The organism is Drouetiella sp. (assembly GCF_059504425.1).
In genome coordinates this window covers 40,177-57,328 of the sequence record NZ_JCACIN010000039.1, presented here as the reverse complement: position 1 = coordinate 57,328, position 17,152 = coordinate 40,177, and the positions used below count along the sequence as shown (strand labels likewise).

The following is a 17,152-nucleotide window of genomic DNA, read 5'->3' as shown; positions in this document are numbered from 1 at the left end:
CTCAATCTGCTCCCTCTTTGTTGCCTACTCAAGACTACACCCCTTGAACGATTACATCGGTTGGATGCTGAGTCAGCGCTATCACTTTGAGTTGTTGCTGTTGTCCAACGGTTGGACGACTAGGTTTTTGATGAGTGATGAGGTTGAGCAGTTGGCTCAATCCACCACTCAGATACTGCTTGAGCCAACCGGGCAGCGTATCGTAACCTGCTGACACATCTCAATGGAATGACTGCCTTGTTGGAGCAATTTGATGGCATCCAAACGCTGACGGATGTACTGTTGCTAGTGACGGTAGTGGAGTTTCTGCCATTCATCAAGATCAAAAGGCTTTGCTTGTAAGGTTTGCGTCTGATTCATTTCCTACTCTCATGTTTTACTCAATTTTATATTGACAAGAGAGTAAGCAGGTGTGGACGACCCAACAAGTGTTGCTGACGATCGCCAAGTAGCGTTTAGCCATTTGCAGACGATTCGGTCGCATGGGGCGATTCTGCAGAACTAGCTGCGCTACTCAAATTCGCTTTCCAGTTCTCACAGACATAATCAGATGTGCCCTTGGCAGCCTTCTTGACAATGAGTGAACCCACTACCACGGCAACGGACTGAGGTAACCCTAGGCTTCCGACTAGAACAGGTGTCAGTAGTCCAGTCATTTTTGCGGCAGCTTCAGTCGTTTTAGCGCTCATCAATTTATCGAGTTCTGCGGCTAGTTCACCCTTGCCACCGATCGGGGAACAGAGAACGTTGTAGGCTTTAGGGCTAATCGAAGTAAAAACATTTAGTCCAGCTTTGAAGAGGTCATCGAATGCGCCCCTCGGTACGGGAATGTCTTCAATTGAATTAACAGAGACTTCTTCGGGATTAGCCTCTACATACTGGGACACTGCCCCAAGCTGTGCTGTTAGATCGTCTTCATCAAGCTCTGCTAGACCCCGAGCAACTGCCTCAACTTCTGCCATAGTTTACCCCCTCTAAAGAAGTCCTTTCGCCTTCTGCATTATACAGAACCTGAATAGCAGAAAAACACTTGTAATGTTTCCCACTTTCCCATGTCTAGAACACTACCTCTTTCTCCTTGAAAGGTTTACTCATCAGGCTGTAACGAATTACTTTCATTCTGATCTTCTCTAAATCTTCTTCAGCGATCGTGTCAAGTTGAGCGCCATAGGCATCTGGAGAAGCAGGAAATAGGAAAAAGCGGAGTCGTGTGGGCGATGAGAAAAGGCAGATTTCGCGCAGCCCTAGTTTGCCTTGCATTGCAAACAGATAGCTGGATTTTGTTTCTCCCGGCAGCAAGCCATTGAAGATAATCTCTTCATCATTCCAAAGCGTTTCGAGTTGAAATCGACCTGTCTCATCAAATCCCACCATGTAAATGTGCAAGGAGCTAGAAGTAGGGTTTTTGATGCTGAGTTGACAAAAGCTTTTAGGTTCAATCAAATATGCCTGACTTTCTCCAAAGGGTTGAGATTCGATCGCCAGAAGCTGCTCCTTGCTTTGACCTGTCAAGACTGTAACCTCTGGCAAAAAGCCTGTTTCCGGAATGGACAAAACAGGAATCCAGCAGGGAAGGCGGATTTGAATTTTTCTTAAGTCGTTATTGGAAAGCGGAATGAGTGACTCTTGAAGATCGAAGCCTACCAGTACATCAATGATTTGAGTCACTCGCTGAAAATCCCTCTCCGCCAGCCTCAGCTGATACTCTAGATAGAGCGCTTCCGCGCTAGTAGGATTGAGAGCGATCGTTTGCTCCGTCAGTTCCTTAAATAGGGTAAATTGACCCGTTTGTAGAGCAGACAACGCACGAGCTTTGAGCGTATCAAAGCTTTGGTCTCGTAAGGCAATTATCATCTCTCCTTTCTCATCACGGTGAAAGGAACCAAATTCCGGAGTTTGGGCAGATCCAGAAACCTGTCCTACTTTTTGCTGAAGATAGAGTCCTAGCTCAGAAGAGGTGATGAAACCATTGCCGTCGGTATCAGCTTCACCCCAGTTGAAGCCGTTAATCAGCGTTCCCGTGAAGAGAGAATGCCCTGGAACAGGTCCACCATCTAAAGCAAGTTGGTCTTGTTTTGCGGAGGTAATTACCTTACGACTGCGATCACGGTTGATGTCAGCACGGAATCGCTCTGCACTGCGATAAATATTGGCAGCGTTGCCTAACGCAAACCCGCTATGACAGGCGTCTAGAATCACCAGAATATGTTTTGCTGGCAGTTCAGCCACTTCTTCTAGCCAGTGATTGAGCCGGATATAGTCACCCCAGCGTTCCTCCTCTGCATCGGGCATTCGAGCATCAGCTGGAATGACATAACCTGTTTTAGAATGTTCATCAATGCGGGTATGCCCATGTCCTGCAAAGAACAGCACTAGACTGTCATCCTGTTTCAGGAGCTTGCGGAGGTGTTCCTCAACTAAGGCTTCGATCGCCTCCTGAGTAGCGGCAACATCAATTAGGGGGGCAATCGGTGCCGTAAATCCTAATTTCTCAATCAATGTTTGCTGAAATCCCAGTGCATCTTGAACAGCGTTATTCAGGGTTCGCCAGTGGGTGTATTTGTCAATGCCAATTACTACAACGACCGAACGCCCCTGTTTCACAGGCTCAGGTTCAATAACCACAGGAGTGAGCGTGCGGAATTTAGAAGTAGAGGCTTCTATAGTAGATTCAGTCATAGTTTTAGTGTGGCACTTAATCTACAAATGACAAAGAGCTTGTGTGAGTGAGCAGGAAGAACCCAAATAACCTGCTCAGCCATAATATCGATGGGATGGTTTTCTCAACCGATCGCAGTTTTTAACCATTGTTGCTCCACATCCGATAAAGCAGGTGGCGGTGACTGGCTCCTACAGCTTAGATCGAGAAGAGCTGCTCCGCATCTGCCACCTGAGATTGCTCACGAGCGATCGGGACTACATTTTTTTGCCCTCCAGCTTGATTTTCCTAGCAAACTCAACTCCAAAATCGATGTAAATGCCTTTTGCGATCGTTGGGAGCTAGATGAAGGCGACCTCTACAAAGCCTTAGGCGATCTACGGAAAAAAGGGGTAGTAGTGTCGATCGCCAGCCAAATCAGCTTACAAATCACTCCGTAGCTTGAACCACCAGATAAGTAAGAATGTGGCAATCTAGAGAGAGTTAGCAGTAGGTCTACTCTTTTATCAGTTCAAGGTGTTCGTTAGCAGAAAAGCATAAGGAGTGATGGCAATGATCGAAGTGTTTGTGATACTGCAAGTTGTGGTAAGCAGTGTTTCTGGAGAGGCAGCTGATCGCGTCCGCACACATTTTGAAGTTACCGCAGCATTGCCGCCAAGGATACTCATCGTGCAGATTCCTATTGCTGATCTTACTGCTCTTCAAGAACTTGACGGCGTTGCGGCAGTTGCTACCAACTCCGATCAGCTAAACGTTACACCGCCACTCAGCGAAACCGAGCGACTCTTTATTGCGGGCTGGATGGCGCGCGGTGTCAAATCAGGACCGCGCGCCGGGGATGGACAAGCGTGGGACGCACCAGGTTTTGTACCCCCTGACGGGCAGCGGCGCTAGCCTAAATTAAGAACCCATCGGCCACCAACCGTGCCACCAGTCGGTGAATGTTGGTTCCCATGCCGCCGTGTAGATCCTGCTGTCGCCTCCCACAACAAAGGCATCAAGCTTATCTGGAGCACGCGATACGGCAGTAACCGCGCCACCAAGCGTCGTACGACCACCGTTAAGCCGCCACCAGCCATGCCACCAATCCGTGAAGCTTGGCTCCCAGGCAGCAGTGTAGATGAACCCATCAGTACCCGTGACGAAGATGTCAAGCTTGTCGGTTGAACGTGACACTACATGAATCGGAGCCCCAGGTCGCGCACGACCGTCGCGGATATGCCACCAGCCGTGCCAGCCATCTGTGAATCCAGGTTCCCACGCCGCAGTAAGAGTCTCTCCACCGTTTGCTGTAGCAAAGATATCAAGTTTGTCTCGACTCCGTGATACGGCGTTAATTTCAGCTTGTGCCGGAAAGCGTGCATTTCCTATCCGCCACCAGCCCTGCCAGTTATTCGAGTTTGGCTGCCATGCAGCAGTGTAGGCTCCTCCGTCAGCACCAACTACAAAAATATCGAGTTTATCAGCGCTACGCACCACCGCGGTCACCGGCGCACCCGGCGCACCCATGCCACCATTAATATGCCACCAACCGTGCCAGCCATCTGTGAACCCAGGCTCCCACGCTGCCGTCATTACCCGCCCGCTTACGTCAGTGACGAAAATGTCAAGCTTGTCTGCACTGCGCGAAACCGCATGGACTGGAGTGCGGTGCGGCACGCGAATGTCGCCTATCCGCCACCAACCCTGCCAGCCGCCTGAATCAGTCCGCCATGCAGCAGTATAGACATGGTTATCGGCTCCAACGACGAATATATCAAGCTTATTAGGACCACGCACTGCTGCGGTCACTGGTGCCCCCGCCATTGCCATGCCGCCGTTGATGTGCCAGAAGCCTTCCCACCATACAGGCATCGACGGTTCCCAAGCTGCCGACATCACTCGCCCATCTTGATCAGTGAAGAAAATGTCGAGCTTATCCCGCGATCGAGATACTGCATGTATGGGCGCACCTTGAGGCACCCGCGCGGTGGTTAACCCCCAGCCCAGATGCCGCCGAGTGTGCGAACACATCGCCCAGTCATTGGCCTTCATCAGGCAAGCAATGCCGCCGCCAGGCGCACAAGTGGCACAGTTAGCGTTAGGCTCGTCATAGATGCCGTGGGTGCTGGTACAGATACAGCTAGCAGCCGAATATTCGTCGGGACACGAGAAAATATGTCCTGTTTCGTGAGCGAAAACGCGATCGATGTTATCAGGACCCCAGCCAGCGTTGGCATAGTCCATGACGATGCGCGGTGCGCTGGCATACGCAAAGTGCCACAGCGGGTACCCCTTGACAAAGAACACACAATACGCCCAACGTGTTCTCAACCGTGCACGCATAGCGTTGACATAGTCGATTACGCCCTGCCAGTTTTCGGTGTGACCTAACCGCCCCATTGCCGGGTTGCGCCAGCGCGATTCATCATCGACAGCAGTGGCGTCTGTTGCTGTTGGGATACTGACATTATGAATCTCATAGTTCCAGTTAATGCCAGCCGACGGTTCCTGATTACCAAGCCAAGTCAGCCCAGCTTGAACCTCAGCAACGACCTTGACGCGTTCGCTCTCGCTGAACTGCGTCGCTACAGTTGGTCCGTTGACAATGATGATACCGACTGCGACCGAGCCGACTAGCATTGCCGCACCGGGGGAAAGCTCAGATCCACGAGTCATGTCGTCGGCTTGCGGCGCAGCCACCATCGACGTAATCAGCGCTTCGTCTGTAGGTGTATCGTTAACCTTTGGTGCGCAGCCGCGCATGTCCCATGCCTCGCCGTCACGCGGGCGATTTGCTTTCGCTGTACGATAGGCAGGCGAGCGACGCAGCGTGAATGCTCCGATGCCAAGCTCTTCTGCAAAGCTTAGTGTACCCAGTGGAGCACGCGGCTTAGGGGAGGGAGTGAAAGGCGTCCCGCCGATCTCAAGCGGCTGGGTGCGGCGAATTTCAACGTGCGGACCATAGCGATGTAGCACACCCCCATCGTTTTCGGCAGCCTCGATAGAGCGAGGTGTAGGTGCGCCCTGCTCTGTAGGCTCAGTTCGCAAGACAAGCAATTCATGATCGGTATTGATTTCAGTCATTGCGCCATCTCCTCTGTAAGTTGCTAATGGAGCGGAAAATTAACATACATTTCCTGACAATGAAAAAGTGAATCAATGCAGCTTGACGGAGCAATGATCTCGGATGAGAGAACTATGTTGTCGGCACTTAATTACGTAATCAGATCTAAAATTACGTAATCAGATCTAAGCAGTGGATTCCCGGAATCAAACGGTTTCAACTTCTGTAAAAATGCGCCTCAGATGATCCAATTGTGGAGTATTGGTGCGATTCTTTGATATCTGCGTTTTTATCTTAAATAACTGTTTGAATTTCAGCAGTACCCTTGTGGGTAATCTTGAGCGGTTACAATCTCCACTAGTCACCAATACCTCAACAGTGTCTCTATTGAGTAACAGATTTTACCTGTAATTAAATTGCAACGCAGCCTATGGCGACGATGGCAGTTGCAATAACAATTAGCTAGTAGCCTGAAGATCTTGAAGCATCGTCGATTGTTGTGTTCAATCCTAATCTGCTCCGGAGGTTTGAGACAGCCTGAAACTATACTGAATTTCTCGCTGGGCTTATCGAAAGGTCAAAAATTGATTGGCAAGAGGTTCAATACTGCTGTTCCTCTGATAGCTTAAGCATTGAGCGTTTCTGAAAACAAGCTGACAATTGAACCGTCCTACCTAGAGGAGATGTTAAAGTAAAGGGCATTATGAGTGAAGAGAAACTGGACGCGCGATCGTCACAAGGGTTTATTAATGCGGCACAAGCCGTCGAGCAGCACTTTGGCGATCAACAGGATATCGATACCCAAGGGGGCGATGCGGCAGGGCGCGATATTCATAAGTCCACAATTATCAACCTAATTGTGCCCAACGGTGACGCAGGCTTGTCACAGCAACTGCTCCAGGAATTGATGCAGATTTTGGGGCAGCCAGAGAGTGTGCAGAGCGTTGGCAAAGCTTACCGCAGTTCTCTGCCGCCAGATGCACGAGTGTCGCGCCCGGAAGTCGACACCTCCAGTGAAATTGTGACTCAGCTTCAGGCGTTTGGCAGATTGCAAGAGTTCGTAGAACGGCTGGTGCAGGATGAGCAATTGCCACAGTCAATGCGTGACCAACTAGACAACCTGATTCCGCACCAGAGAAAGCCTCAGCCTACCAACGTACAGAAGCAGCCAATGCTTCAGGCTTATTTACTGATGGTGCTTGATCCTGATCCGGGAACCGATCGCTTCTTTGCCAATGCCTGGCTGGTTCCTGATGATACAGTGCAAGACCCGCTAACTCGTTTTGTACCGCTTGACCTAGAAGCAGAACAAAAGGGTGTTTCCTGTTCAATTGAGCAAATTTCGGCATTGATTGGGGAGTTTCTAATTCAGAGTGAGGATTACTTATTTGATCGAACTGATCACTATAATCTGACAGTCGAAGTGTTTTTACCGCGTGATTACCTATCGACCGAAGTGGAATCTTGGAAGATTCTTGATCCAGTAGACGATCAGCCTTTTTCGATCGGCACTAAGTATTCCGTTTTGGTGCGATCGTATGAGCGGACGCAGCGCAAATACTTGAGGCTGTATCGTAAGCCGTGGCGCACTAACTGGGATCGAGTTAAACAGAATCTTGGTAAGGTTCCCAGCCATGAAATGTTTGAGCAACTCGATTGCTTAGAAGACTGGACTGAACGAATGCTAACCACCAGCCTCTTAACTAAGCTAGGACTAAAGCTGACCTGTTCTCCTGCTGCTAAACACAAAGAGTTTTTCAGTTCCATTCTCAAAGCGGCGGTACCGATCGCAATCTGGTCACGGTGCAGTATTCCAGAGCTAGACTTGGCAACTGAGATGGATGCCTTGTTGATGAGCGGCTCCTTACTAGAACTGCTTGAGCGCATTCGTCTAAAACGCTGGGAGGCTTCAGGAGACTGCGAGCAGCATTTGGGGCAACATCTCACCATTTTGTGGGAGGATCTCGATCGTCTGCCGCCCGTGACTGAGCTACTGCGACCAGGGCAATAAGTGATTTGTAACTGAGTGATTCGTAACTGAGGAATAGCGTGTGGATGAGGTGAATGAGTGGCGGATATTTCAAGGAACCGGGCAACCCCATGATGGGATCGATCGCCTGCCTGATCCGCCGAGCTGGCGGCAGTTTGGTCACAAGGATAAGGTTGCAGAAGCGGTATTAATTGATGCCCGTGGCTATGATGCGACCAAGACAGAGCAGCGGGGACAGTCGTTTCATATTCCTGCCGATCAGCCAGATCTAGTGAACGTGGTGAATGCGGCGCTCTATCTGCGGCGACCGCTGCTGATTACAGGCAAACCGGGTACGGGGAAAACTTCCTTGGCGTATGCAGTTGCCCATGAGCTGAGGCTAGGCCCCGTGCTGTTATGGTCAATTACAGCACGATCGACGCTTCAGGAAGGGCTGTATCGCTATGATGCGATCGCTCGACTGCAAGAGGCGCAGGTGAAGCTGAATCGTAAGGACATAGTAGAAGGAGAAGCGAATAAAGATGTTGGTCGGTATATTCAGCTTGGTCCTGTGGGAACCTCGCTACTGCCGTCTTTGCGTCCGCGTGTGTTGCTGATTGATGAGGTGGACAAGAGCGATATCAATTTGCCGAACGACTTGCTGAATTTGTTTGAAGAGGGAGAGTATGAAATCCCGGAGCTGGCGCGGCTGGCAGAGCAAGTTGAAACGGTGCAAGTCCGCACTTATGATGGGGCAAAGGCGCAGGTGACAGCGGGACTGATGCGCTGCTATGCATTTCCGTTAATTATCTTGACTAGCAATGGCGAACGAGACTTTCCGCCAGCGTTTCTGCGACGCTGCTTGCGGTTGACGATTCAAGATCCAGACAAGACTGCCCTGACGGAAATTGTCCGGGCGCATTTAGGAGATGCGGTGCTGGAAAAAGCAGAGCCGTTGATTGCTCAATTCGTGGCGAAGCGACAGGAGGGCGACCTTGCGCCGGATCAACTGCTGAATGCGGTCTATTTGGTAACACGGAAGCTGAGTCCGACAGAGACCGATCAGAGTAAGCTGATGGATCTATTGCTGAAATATTTGAGCAGCGCTGAGGACAGATGATCAATCCACTGATTGCAGCACTGGGGCTAGATTTGGATTTGTCGGCAGAAGAGATTGCCGATGTGATTTGGTTAGCAACTCAGATGCAGCAATCTGTTCCGTTACGGACGCGGACTGATACACCAGCACAGGAAGTGCCACAGACCCCGACCCTATCTAGAGAAAAGTCTTTTGCTCCACCTAAACCCCGTTCTGAGCAAAAGCCACAGGAGCCACAAGGAGAAATTGTGCCTCAAGGGTCACGCAGTCCTACCCTAGGTCGATCGCAGGAATTAGCTTTTCAGGTGCCCGATGTCCGATCGCTGCGGGAACCTCTGACCTTGGCTCGATCGCTCCGTCCCTTATTGCGTCGAGTCGCCACGGGCAACAGTACGATACTGAATGAGGCAGCGACAATTCAACGCATTGTGGAGGAGCAGCTTTGGATACCTGTGCTGCAACCCTCGCTGGAGCCTTGGCTAGATTTGGCGCTGGTAGTAGATGAAAGCGACTCCATGCTAATCTGGCGGCGCACGGTCACGGAATTGCAGCGGCTTTTGGAAAACTATGGCGTGTTTCGGACGGTGCGCGTCTGGGGGTTAGTAGAGGTAGAAGACCGGGTACAAATTCGTCCCGGCTTTGGGGTTTCTGCTCGCCGTCAGCGCAATCATAGTCCCAATGAACTGGTTGATCCAAATGGACGCTGTTTGGTGTTGGTAGTGAGCGATTGCGTGGCTCCGCTGTGGCAATCGGGTCAAGTGCTGCCTGCTCTCAAGGCTTGGTCGCAATGTGGGGCAATGGCGATCGTGCAGATGCTGCCAGAATGGCTGTGGCGACGGACAGCGCTGGGGTTAGCAACAGCGGTGCAGCTTCGAGCATTGGCTCCAGGATTGCCCAATCAGCAGCTGACGGTGAGTGCAAGTGAATCTTGGGACGAGGCGGATTTGGAGACGGGAATCAAAGTTCCTGTGATCACATTGGAGCCAGAACTGTTTGCCACTTGGACACAGGTCGTTGCAGGCCGAGGCGGAGTTTGGACACCGGGAGTGGTGTTTGAGCCATCGTTTGCGGCAATGGAAGAGGAGGAGGATATTCTTCCCACTGACCTGACTGCCGAACAGCGGGTGCAGCGCTTCCGGCTGACGGCTTCTCCGATGGCACGGCGGTTGGCAGGGCTATTGGCGGCAGCTCCGGTAATTAGTTTGCCGATCGTGCGGATTGTTCAGGATCGGTTGCTGAGCCAGTCGCGGCAGGTGCATTTGGCAGAGGTGTTTTTGGGCGGGCTACTGAAGCCACTGATGGCGATCGCACCGGACACCAACCCAGACAGGGTGCAGTACGACTTTTTTGAAAGAGTGCGGGAGGTGCTGCTGGAGTCGTTACCGCTGCCCGATTCGGTGGATGTGCTGGATGCGGTGTCGAAGTTTGTGGCGAGTCGGATGGGGCTGTCGCTGGAGGCATTTGCGGCGGTGCTGAGAAATCCACAGCAGGTACAAGCGGGAGAGATAGCAGGGCAGATGCGTCCGTTTGCGCGGGTGACGGCGCAGGTTTTGAAGCGAATGGGTGGGGAATATGCGAAATTTGCGGAGCAGTTAGAGGGGACAGTTCAAGAAAATGATAGAGCTTTAGAGGCTGAGTTAGACGCAGCGTTGGCAACTCAGGGTGAACAAGAACAAGCTACAGCCTTGACTGACCTGATAGCACGATCGCCCGAGATGCCTTTAACTCTCCTACGCAGCCTATCTGCTATTGCAAGTGAGACCGATCGCATTTCTGCTCTGATTGCGTTAATTCCTCATATTCCCAATGCTTTGTTGTCAGATGTCCTGAAAATGGTTAGAGTGCTTCAAAATACATCTAGCCGCTTTCAAGGATTAGCGGCGCTTGCTGTTCTGCTCCCCGAAGTTGTGCCAGAAGCCCTTCAAACTGCCTTGGACATCGAAGATGAATCGGCTCGATTCAAAATGCTAACAGCTGTAGTGGAAAAGCTTCCAGTGGCTCTATTACAGCAAGCCTTGGAAGCAGCCCGCACCCTTGAGGATGATTATTCTCGTGCCCTTGTGTTGATTGCTCTGGCAAATAAATTACCTGAGATAATTCCTACTGCTTTAGACACTGTCCTAAATGTTGAGAATACGTACTGGCGTGCCCAGGCGTATATGGCTTTAGCAGACAAACTGACACCAGAAGTATTGTCTCGACTGCCAGAAAATCTGCGGCAGCAAGTCAGCCAAATTATAGAAGCACCGAGTCGTGTTCCGCTCCGACAATTAGGGAACACCCAAGTTTATACCTGTTGTACAGACAATCCCTGGCATTTGCCATTCGATGCTTTAGTAATTCCAGTGGGGGATCAAGGCGGGCTAGGAAGCTTTGGAAGAGCTTTTCAAGCACATTTGAGCGCTAGCCTTGACTCTGAATGGCTCTCTCATGCTATTGGTAGCGCAATGAGGGCAACAAGGGTGAATCGGATTAGACCCGATCAACCCTTGTTGGTACAATTACCCTTCAATGTAAATACTCGGCTCTCTTCCCTTTCAAATTCGCTCTCTGAGCGATCGCTCATCTGCGCTACATCAGAATCAGAAGATGGACCCAGCAGCGAAAACACTTCTACGGCCTATGAGTCAATTGTTCAATTAATAGTGAATCGAAGATTTAGACATGGGGTGATTTCTCTGATTGGGACTGGCCTTAATCACCTGTCAGTAGACAAGGCTGCAAAGGGAATGATGAGAGCGATCAACCAAACACTTCAGTCTCGTGAATCGCTCGCTCTTGAGGAGATCACGATCGTCGATCGCGATGAAGACAAAATTGCAGCAATTATCGAAATTTCCCGTCGTATTGTACTTTCCCGTCGCTCTGAAGATTTCAAAACGATTCTGTTTCTAGCTGCTGATCCAAGAAACTCAGCTCCGCTGCGCCTAGACCATGAGGCTAGGGAGATAGAGGAAGTTTTAAGGCTATCGCAGAAGCGAAATCAGTTTCAGTTAGTCCAGCAGTGGGCAGTCACCGCCAGAGATGTGCAGCGGTCGCTGCTGGACTTTAAGCCCAACATTGTTCACTTCTCTGGGCATGGGGTTGGGCAGGAAGGACTAGCGCTTGAAGATCCTAATGTACAGGTGAAGCTGGTCAGCAGTGAGGCTTTAGCCAAACTGTTCAAGCTGTTTGCCGATCGTGGCGTGGAATGTGTTTTACTCAGCGCTTGCTATTTCGAGGTGCAGGCTGAGGCGATCGTGCAGCACATTCCTTACGTGATTGGCATAAAGCAGGCGCTCGGTAAACAGGCGGCGCGGGAGTTTGCCACCGGGTTTTATGATGCGCTAGGGGCGGGGCGAGATATTCCGTTTGCCTATGAGCATGGTCGCTCTAGAATCAGCTTGGAGGGGCAGGCGGCAGAGTTGACGCCGGTGCTGCTGAAGCGATCGGAAAGCTCCCCTAGCCTCTCAATCCTGGAGGAAACTAGATCGAGAGCTTTAAGAGGCGATCTGGTCTTAGAGCAGCCAGAGGGGCAAGTGGGGTTAGAGTCGGTTTTTTATGTCGATCGTCCGCCGATCGAGCGGGATTGCTACGAACATATTTTGCAACCGGGAGCGTTGATTCGGATTCAAGCACCCCGACAGATGGGCAAGTCGTCGCTGCTGTTGCGGGTGTTGCAGCGGGCAGGGGGTCGATCGGTGTCGATCAACTTTCAGTTGGTAGATGCAGACATACTGACCAATTTGGATCAGTTTTTGCAGTGGTTTTGCGCCAGTGTCACTTATCGATTGAATCTGCCCGATCGGGTAGATCATTACTGGCAGGGGCAATTGGGCAGCAAAGATAAATGCACCTACTACTTTAAAGACTACTTGCTGCCGCAGCTGACGGAGGGCTTGACGCTGGGACTAGATGAGGTGGATGAGCTGTTTCAATATCGGCAGGTGGCGGCGGACTTTTTTGGGCTGCTGCGGTTCTGGTATGAGGAAGCGAAGAATAAGCCGCTGTGGAAACGACTGCGGCTGGTGTTGGTGCATTCTCAGGAGGTATATGTGCCGCTGAATATCAACCAGTCGCCGTTTAACGTGGGGCTGCCGATCGAACTGCTGGAGCTGACGCCTGCGCAAGTGCAAGACCTGTGGCATCGGCATCGGCTGACGTGGACGGCAGAGCAACAGCAGGCGCTGATGCAGATGGTGGGCGGGCATCCGTATCTAGTGCGGATGGCGCTGTATGAGCTTGCTAAAGGACGGCTGACGCTGGCGGAGTTCTTGGATATTGCGCCGACAGAGAGCGGGCTGTATGGCGAACATCTGCGGCGGCACTGGCTGAATTTGCAGGAAGGGGTGGAGCTAGTGGCAGCGACGCAGCGGGTGGTGACGGCGCAGCATGCGGTAGAACTCGACAGCACGGCTGCCTTTAAGCTGCGGAGCATAGGGCTGGTGAAGTTTCAGGGGAATGGGGTGGTACCGCGATGTGATTTGTATCGTCACTACTTCAGCAATCATCTGCAATAGCTTCTCACTGTATCCATTAAAGCAAACTTAAAATACTTTGCAGATTTGGATGAGCCTTCACCAATCCCTGAAGCGATCGCTTTGCATCCTCCAACTTAACCTGCCGTCGCTCCAGTTTCCCCTCACTCTCAGCTTTCACAGCCGCTTGCAATGTTGACTCTACCGATCGCAAGTCATCTGCAAAATCATCTTCGCCTCGTGTTTCTGCCCGTTCAACCAGTTGTGTCACTTCGTCAACAACGGTTTGTAGCGAAACGGCAGCATTAGGACGAGGAGAGCGATCGCTTTTATGCATATCCCGTCCAGCATAATCGCCACCACCCGTATTGATGCTGGTTTGATTACCAAAATGCTGCGTGACCGGAGCCGAGGCATTATTAATGAAACCCTGCGATTTTTGGGCATTGATGTTTGGGGTACGATCGTCACCCATTGGCTTAGAAGCCTTCTGAGCAGCCTGATTCTGAGTTTTCAGTGTAGCCGTCTGCTCACTCTTGGGTTCTGGCTCAGGCACAACCACTAGCTTTCGACTGATCCAGGCATCATCTATGCCCGGTTTAATCTTCAGCTCTGGCTTGGAAGACTCCGGGATATTTTTTAGATCCAGCGAAGCACAACCAATCTCAAACGCAGCCTCAATCGATCGCCCTGATCCCAATGCAGCATAAAAGCCTTTAGCAAATTCAATTGCCGCCCGATCGCCAATTGACTGATTCATCCCAATCACGCAATTAATATGCTGATTAATCGCCTCAGCCTGAATTTCAGAATAACAGGCATTCAGTAGCACACATTCCACCGTATCTGCAAACGACTGAAAAAATCGAGCTAGCGCCTCTGTAGTGACAAATGCCTGTTTCCCCAGATCATCCTCTAGCACCAGACCCGCCTGCCCTGCCCCATGTCCTGAAAAATGCACGATCTGTGGCGATTGAGACAGCATGGCATCTCTAAGGTCCCCAACCCGAACCGCAAACTTCGGAATCAGCTCAAAGCGATCGCGATGGTTTGCCTGCTTCAGAACAATATCAATCTCCCGAATTTCCTCTCCTAAGCGCAGTGGGTCTGTACTTTTGGGATTTGCAGCTAGTAGCAGAATTTTGATCTTTTCTTGCACGGGGCTACTGACCTCTTGAGAATACGGATGCGGTATCTGAGCAGCAAAGCCTACACAGAGTGCTGATCGCTGCTCCAATTCTAAGCCCAATGCTCCTTAAGTTTTCTAAAACTGAATCAAGTCGTGGTTCACGCTAAGGGCGTAGAGTGAAATGGCACTAACGGAAGCTGTATTAAGCAGCCAGTTTAGCTTTAAGAACTGGGCAAGGCTTCTGCATCTTAGGAAAAGGTTTGGGTCGCTGGCGATCGAGCGGGATTGATCGGGTGCTATGCTGATGGCGTTTCAAGCCTTTTTGAACATTTTGTTTTTGAATAACGCAGGCTAAAACGATTGGCAACGCTCCGGCTTGATCCCGCGAGAACTCGCCTGATTTCTGGATTCGTAGACACCTATCTTCGCCTGAATGGTCAGGAGATGCAGGTGTTCCAGGAGGAGATTGGTAAATTAGAGGAAACGGAGCGGGAGGACGTGATGCAAATTGTTACAAGCTGGATGGAGCAGGGCATTGAGCAGAGCATTGAGCAGGGATTACAGCGAGAACGATCGCTTATTCTCCGTCTGCTAACTCGGAAAGTTGGTAACGTCCCGGACAGGTTGCAATCTCAGATTGATCAACTGCCGATCGCCCAATTAGAGGCATTGGGTGAAGCCCTCCTGGAATTTGCAAGTTTGGCTGATTTAGAAGCGTGGTTGGTGGTGCAGGGATAAGGGTTCGTTCAGCGATCCTTCAAGGCATCATTTCAGCTTTTGCCGTAACGATCGCCCCCGAAACTACAGCATTTCAGCTTTTTACTGCAACGATCGAGCTTGGAACATCAAAGCTCACACTTTTTGCTCCACTGCCTACAATCGATTGTACTGAAACTGTACCTGAAGTTACGGTTGGAAATGTAGGATAGAGCGATCGCTTCAGTGCGGTTTGAGCGCGGAGAGTGTGATTCGGGCTTGTGTGCGTGACGCTCACGAACCGCATCATCTTTTCTGGTTCTACTCATTCATTAAATTCCTGAAGTACCTGTGTTCAAGCTTGAGAATACTTAAGTTATTCTGACTTTCAATTTAGTCTAGATAACAAGCACGATACTTGGGGAAGCTATTAAGCATGTTTACTTGTTATCTAGTTGCGAGGTAAGTAGGGTGACAGACGAATCAAACCTAAAGCTGACGATTAACTTCACAGATCCAGATTTAGATGAAGAAGAAAAGGACAAAGCTTCTCAGCGGCTGTTGTCTCAGTTGCAAGATTTAGATGAAGTTGAGGAGGTTAAGCGAGTTATCGATCTCAACCCGCCAGATGGCAATAAATCGATTGGGGGCTTTCTCGCTGGGGCATTAAGAGCTGAGGTGAAGCCCAGTAACGTCCGGCCTTTGTTTGGTTTTTTGAGCGATCGCTTTAACTCTAATCCTCTAGAGATTGAAGCCGAATTTGAGGGGCGCAAGCTAAAAATTAAAGTTAACAACCAGGAAGAGCTAATAGGGGCATTGCAGATGCTTCAGAAGTTCATGGTAGACAAGCCCGTGGTAGATAAGCCTTCAGCATCCCAAACTTACAATCTGCTGATTTTAACGGCAAATCCCAAAGGCACTGCACAGTTGCGGTTAGATCAGGAGGTGCGAGATATCGAAGAAGGGCTAAAGCGATCGCAGCATCGCGATCAGTTTGTCTTGAAACAGGCTTGGGCAGTTCGCCCCAGAGACATTCAGCGAACCATGTTGGACAATAACCCGCAGATCGTTCATTTCTCTGGACATGGAGGTGGCGAATCAGGATTAGTCTTTGAAAATGAAATTGGAAAACCTCAGTTCATCACGGCTGGTGCTCTAGCAAGCTTGTTTGAACTGTTTGCCGATCAGGTGAATTGTGTAGTGCTAAATGGCTGCTACTCTGAGGTGCAAGCAGATGCGATCGCACAACACATCAACTACGTAATTGGCATGAATCAAAGCATCGGCGATCGAGCGGCAATTGAGTTTGCGGTTGGGTTTTACGATGCGCTAGGAGCAGGGCGCTCAGTGGAGTTTGCCTTCCGGCTAGGGTGCACTGCCATTCAGATGGCGGGAATGGGAGAGCATTTGACACCTGTCTTGAAAAAGAAGGTGATTTTGAGTAACTTTGGGGAAAGTTAAGACATCAAAAATTTGAGTGAGATTACATTGCAGCAAGGAATGCACATTGACCAACGTTAGGCCAGCATATGGGTCACTTTTACGTCAAATGATCACGCTAGAGAGGCTCAAAGCTGTGTAAGGGAACTGGTAAAGACCGTACTTGCTTTCAAGTGCGCTGATTTTACTGTTCAATGGGTACAGAAATACCCTGATTCTGTAGAGCGGTAGCCAGAGTCTCCAGAGTTTCTTGAGAATCATCATCAGGTTTAAGTGTAAATAGCAATCCTTGATTTAGAGAAATGTCATCTCCACAGTCTCCATCTTCTTTACTAGTCAAGCAAATTACAGGCTGTCCCTTTAGTTTTCCTGTAGTGAGATAGGCGATGAGATTGCCTTTGGTGTAGGTTCCAAAACGGGTAGAGACTTGTTTACAACGTGTTTTTGCATCATATCCGGCAGGCTTAAAAAATTCAGATTTCCACCAGATGATTGGTAAATCCTCTTTACCTTGAATCTTAACAACTGTGGCTGGCGTGCCATCATCAGCACCGCACAAGAAAGAAACTTTTTCTAAAGTCACTTTCTTAGTTGACAACCGTTTGGCAGCGGTAGCTAGAGAGGATTCACCAGAGTTTACACCTGTAGTTGCTACAG

13 protein-coding genes and 1 pseudogene are annotated in these 17,152 nt (G+C 50.2%); 8 read left to right on the top strand and 6 right to left on the bottom strand.

The window, feature by feature from the left end:
• Window positions 1-34: 34 nt before the first annotated feature.
• The 3 genes from AC5JMP_RS08735 to AC5JMP_RS08725 form a co-directional block, all read right to left on the bottom strand.
• On the bottom strand, window positions 35-217 hold the full coding sequence (locus AC5JMP_RS08735) for a hypothetical protein (protein ID WP_495851061.1): 183 nt from the start codon (window positions 215-217) through the stop codon (window positions 35-37).
• Window positions 218-455: 238 nt separating this feature from the next.
• Window positions 456-962 (bottom strand): hypothetical protein, encoded by a 507-nt coding sequence (locus tag AC5JMP_RS08730; protein WP_495851060.1) that lies wholly within the window; start codon window positions 960-962, stop codon window positions 456-458.
• A 94-nt stretch (window positions 963-1,056) separates the two neighbouring features.
• Window positions 1,057-2,679, bottom strand: coding sequence for a caspase family protein (locus AC5JMP_RS08725; protein ID WP_495851059.1), 1,623 nt, complete (start codon window positions 2,677-2,679; stop codon window positions 1,057-1,059).
• 90 nt (window positions 2,680-2,769) lie between these two features.
• Here AC5JMP_RS08725 and AC5JMP_RS08720 point away from each other — a divergent pair, with 90 nt between their 5' ends.
• Window positions 2,770-3,099, top strand: a complete 330-nt coding sequence (locus tag AC5JMP_RS08720; RefSeq protein WP_495851058.1) for a hypothetical protein — start codon at window positions 2,770-2,772, stop codon at window positions 3,097-3,099.
• A 229-nt stretch (window positions 3,100-3,328) separates the two neighbouring features.
• Window positions 3,329-3,553 carry a hypothetical protein gene (locus tag AC5JMP_RS08715; RefSeq protein ID WP_495851057.1) on the top strand — a complete coding sequence of 75 codons (225 nt, stop codon included), beginning with the start codon at window positions 3,329-3,331 and terminating at the stop codon, window positions 3,551-3,553.
• Between the two features lie 6 nt (window positions 3,554-3,559).
• On the opposite strand, the gene AC5JMP_RS08710 is transcribed toward AC5JMP_RS08715, so the two are convergent.
• Window positions 3,560-4,693, bottom strand: a complete 1,134-nt coding sequence (locus AC5JMP_RS08710) for a PLL family lectin (protein ID WP_495851056.1) — start codon at window positions 4,691-4,693, stop codon at window positions 3,560-3,562.
• Between the two features lie 417 nt (window positions 4,694-5,110).
• Between AC5JMP_RS08710 and AC5JMP_RS08705 the strand changes: the two genes are divergently transcribed.
• The 4 genes from AC5JMP_RS08705 to AC5JMP_RS08690 all read left to right on the top strand — a co-directional run bounded on the left by AC5JMP_RS08705 (window position 5,111) and on the right by AC5JMP_RS08690 (window position 13,272).
• Window positions 5,111-5,278: a hypothetical protein gene (locus tag AC5JMP_RS08705; protein ID WP_495851055.1), complete on the top strand. Its 168-nt coding sequence runs from the start codon at window positions 5,111-5,113 to the stop codon at window positions 5,276-5,278.
• A 1,130-nt stretch (window positions 5,279-6,408) separates the two neighbouring features.
• On the top strand, window positions 6,409-7,716 hold the full coding sequence (locus AC5JMP_RS08700; RefSeq protein ID WP_495851054.1) for a VMAP-C domain-containing protein: 1,308 nt from the start codon (window positions 6,409-6,411) through the stop codon (window positions 7,714-7,716).
• A gap of 49 nt (window positions 7,717-7,765) precedes the next feature.
• Complete coding sequence (locus AC5JMP_RS08695; protein WP_495851063.1) at window positions 7,766-8,794, top strand: AAA family ATPase; 1,029 nt, start codon at window positions 7,766-7,768, stop codon at window positions 8,792-8,794.
• Entirely contained in the window at window positions 8,791-13,272 is a 4,482-nt protein-coding gene (locus AC5JMP_RS08690) for an SAV_2336 N-terminal domain-related protein (protein WP_495851053.1), read from the top strand. The genes AC5JMP_RS08695 and AC5JMP_RS08690 overlap by 4 nt, the downstream gene beginning before the upstream one ends.
• Before the next feature lie 16 nt (window positions 13,273-13,288).
• On the opposite strand, the gene AC5JMP_RS08685 is transcribed toward AC5JMP_RS08690, so the two are convergent.
• Window positions 13,289-14,389, bottom strand: a complete 1,101-nt coding sequence (locus AC5JMP_RS08685) for a CHAT domain-containing protein (protein WP_495851052.1) — start codon at window positions 14,387-14,389, stop codon at window positions 13,289-13,291.
• Between the two features lie 330 nt (window positions 14,390-14,719).
• On the opposite strand from AC5JMP_RS08685, the gene AC5JMP_RS08680 reads away from it, so the two are divergent.
• Together AC5JMP_RS08680 and AC5JMP_RS08675 are read left to right on the top strand one after the other, a co-directional pair.
• The gene (locus AC5JMP_RS08680) at window positions 14,720-15,097 is read left to right on the top strand and encodes a DUF4351 domain-containing protein (RefSeq protein WP_495851051.1); all 378 of its coding nucleotides are present in this window, start codon (window positions 14,720-14,722) and stop codon (window positions 15,095-15,097) included.
• Window positions 15,098-15,892: 795 nt separating this feature from the next.
• Window positions 15,893-16,486, top strand: a pseudogene (locus tag AC5JMP_RS08675) (CHAT domain-containing protein); the annotation flags it as partial.
• Between the two features lie 193 nt (window positions 16,487-16,679).
• Here the strand turns inward: AC5JMP_RS08675 and AC5JMP_RS08670 are convergent.
• The coding region (locus AC5JMP_RS08670; RefSeq protein WP_495851050.1) for a COP23 domain-containing protein at window positions 16,680-17,152 on the bottom strand (473 nt) is incomplete at its 5' end.

Coding starts and splice junctions, on each gene's coding strand:
- AC5JMP_RS08725 (WP_495851059.1), bottom strand. CDS start 2,679: ATGACTGAATCTACTATAGAAGCCTCTACTTCTAAATTCCGCACGCTC.
- AC5JMP_RS08730 (WP_495851060.1), bottom strand. CDS start 962: ATGGCAGAAGTTGAGGCAGTTGCTCGGGGTCTAGCAGAGCTTGATGAA.
- AC5JMP_RS08705 (WP_495851055.1), top strand. CDS start 5,111: ATGAATCTCATAGTTCCAGTTAATGCCAGCCGACGGTTCCTGATTACC.
- AC5JMP_RS08700 (WP_495851054.1), top strand. CDS start 6,409: ATGAGTGAAGAGAAACTGGACGCGCGATCGTCACAAGGGTTTATTAAT.
- AC5JMP_RS08720 (WP_495851058.1), top strand. CDS start 2,770: ATGGGATGGTTTTCTCAACCGATCGCAGTTTTTAACCATTGTTGCTCC.
- AC5JMP_RS08710 (WP_495851056.1), bottom strand. CDS start 4,693: ATGAAGGCCAATGACTGGGCGATGTGTTCGCACACTCGGCGGCATCTG.
- AC5JMP_RS08690 (WP_495851053.1), top strand. CDS start 8,791: ATGATCAATCCACTGATTGCAGCACTGGGGCTAGATTTGGATTTGTCG.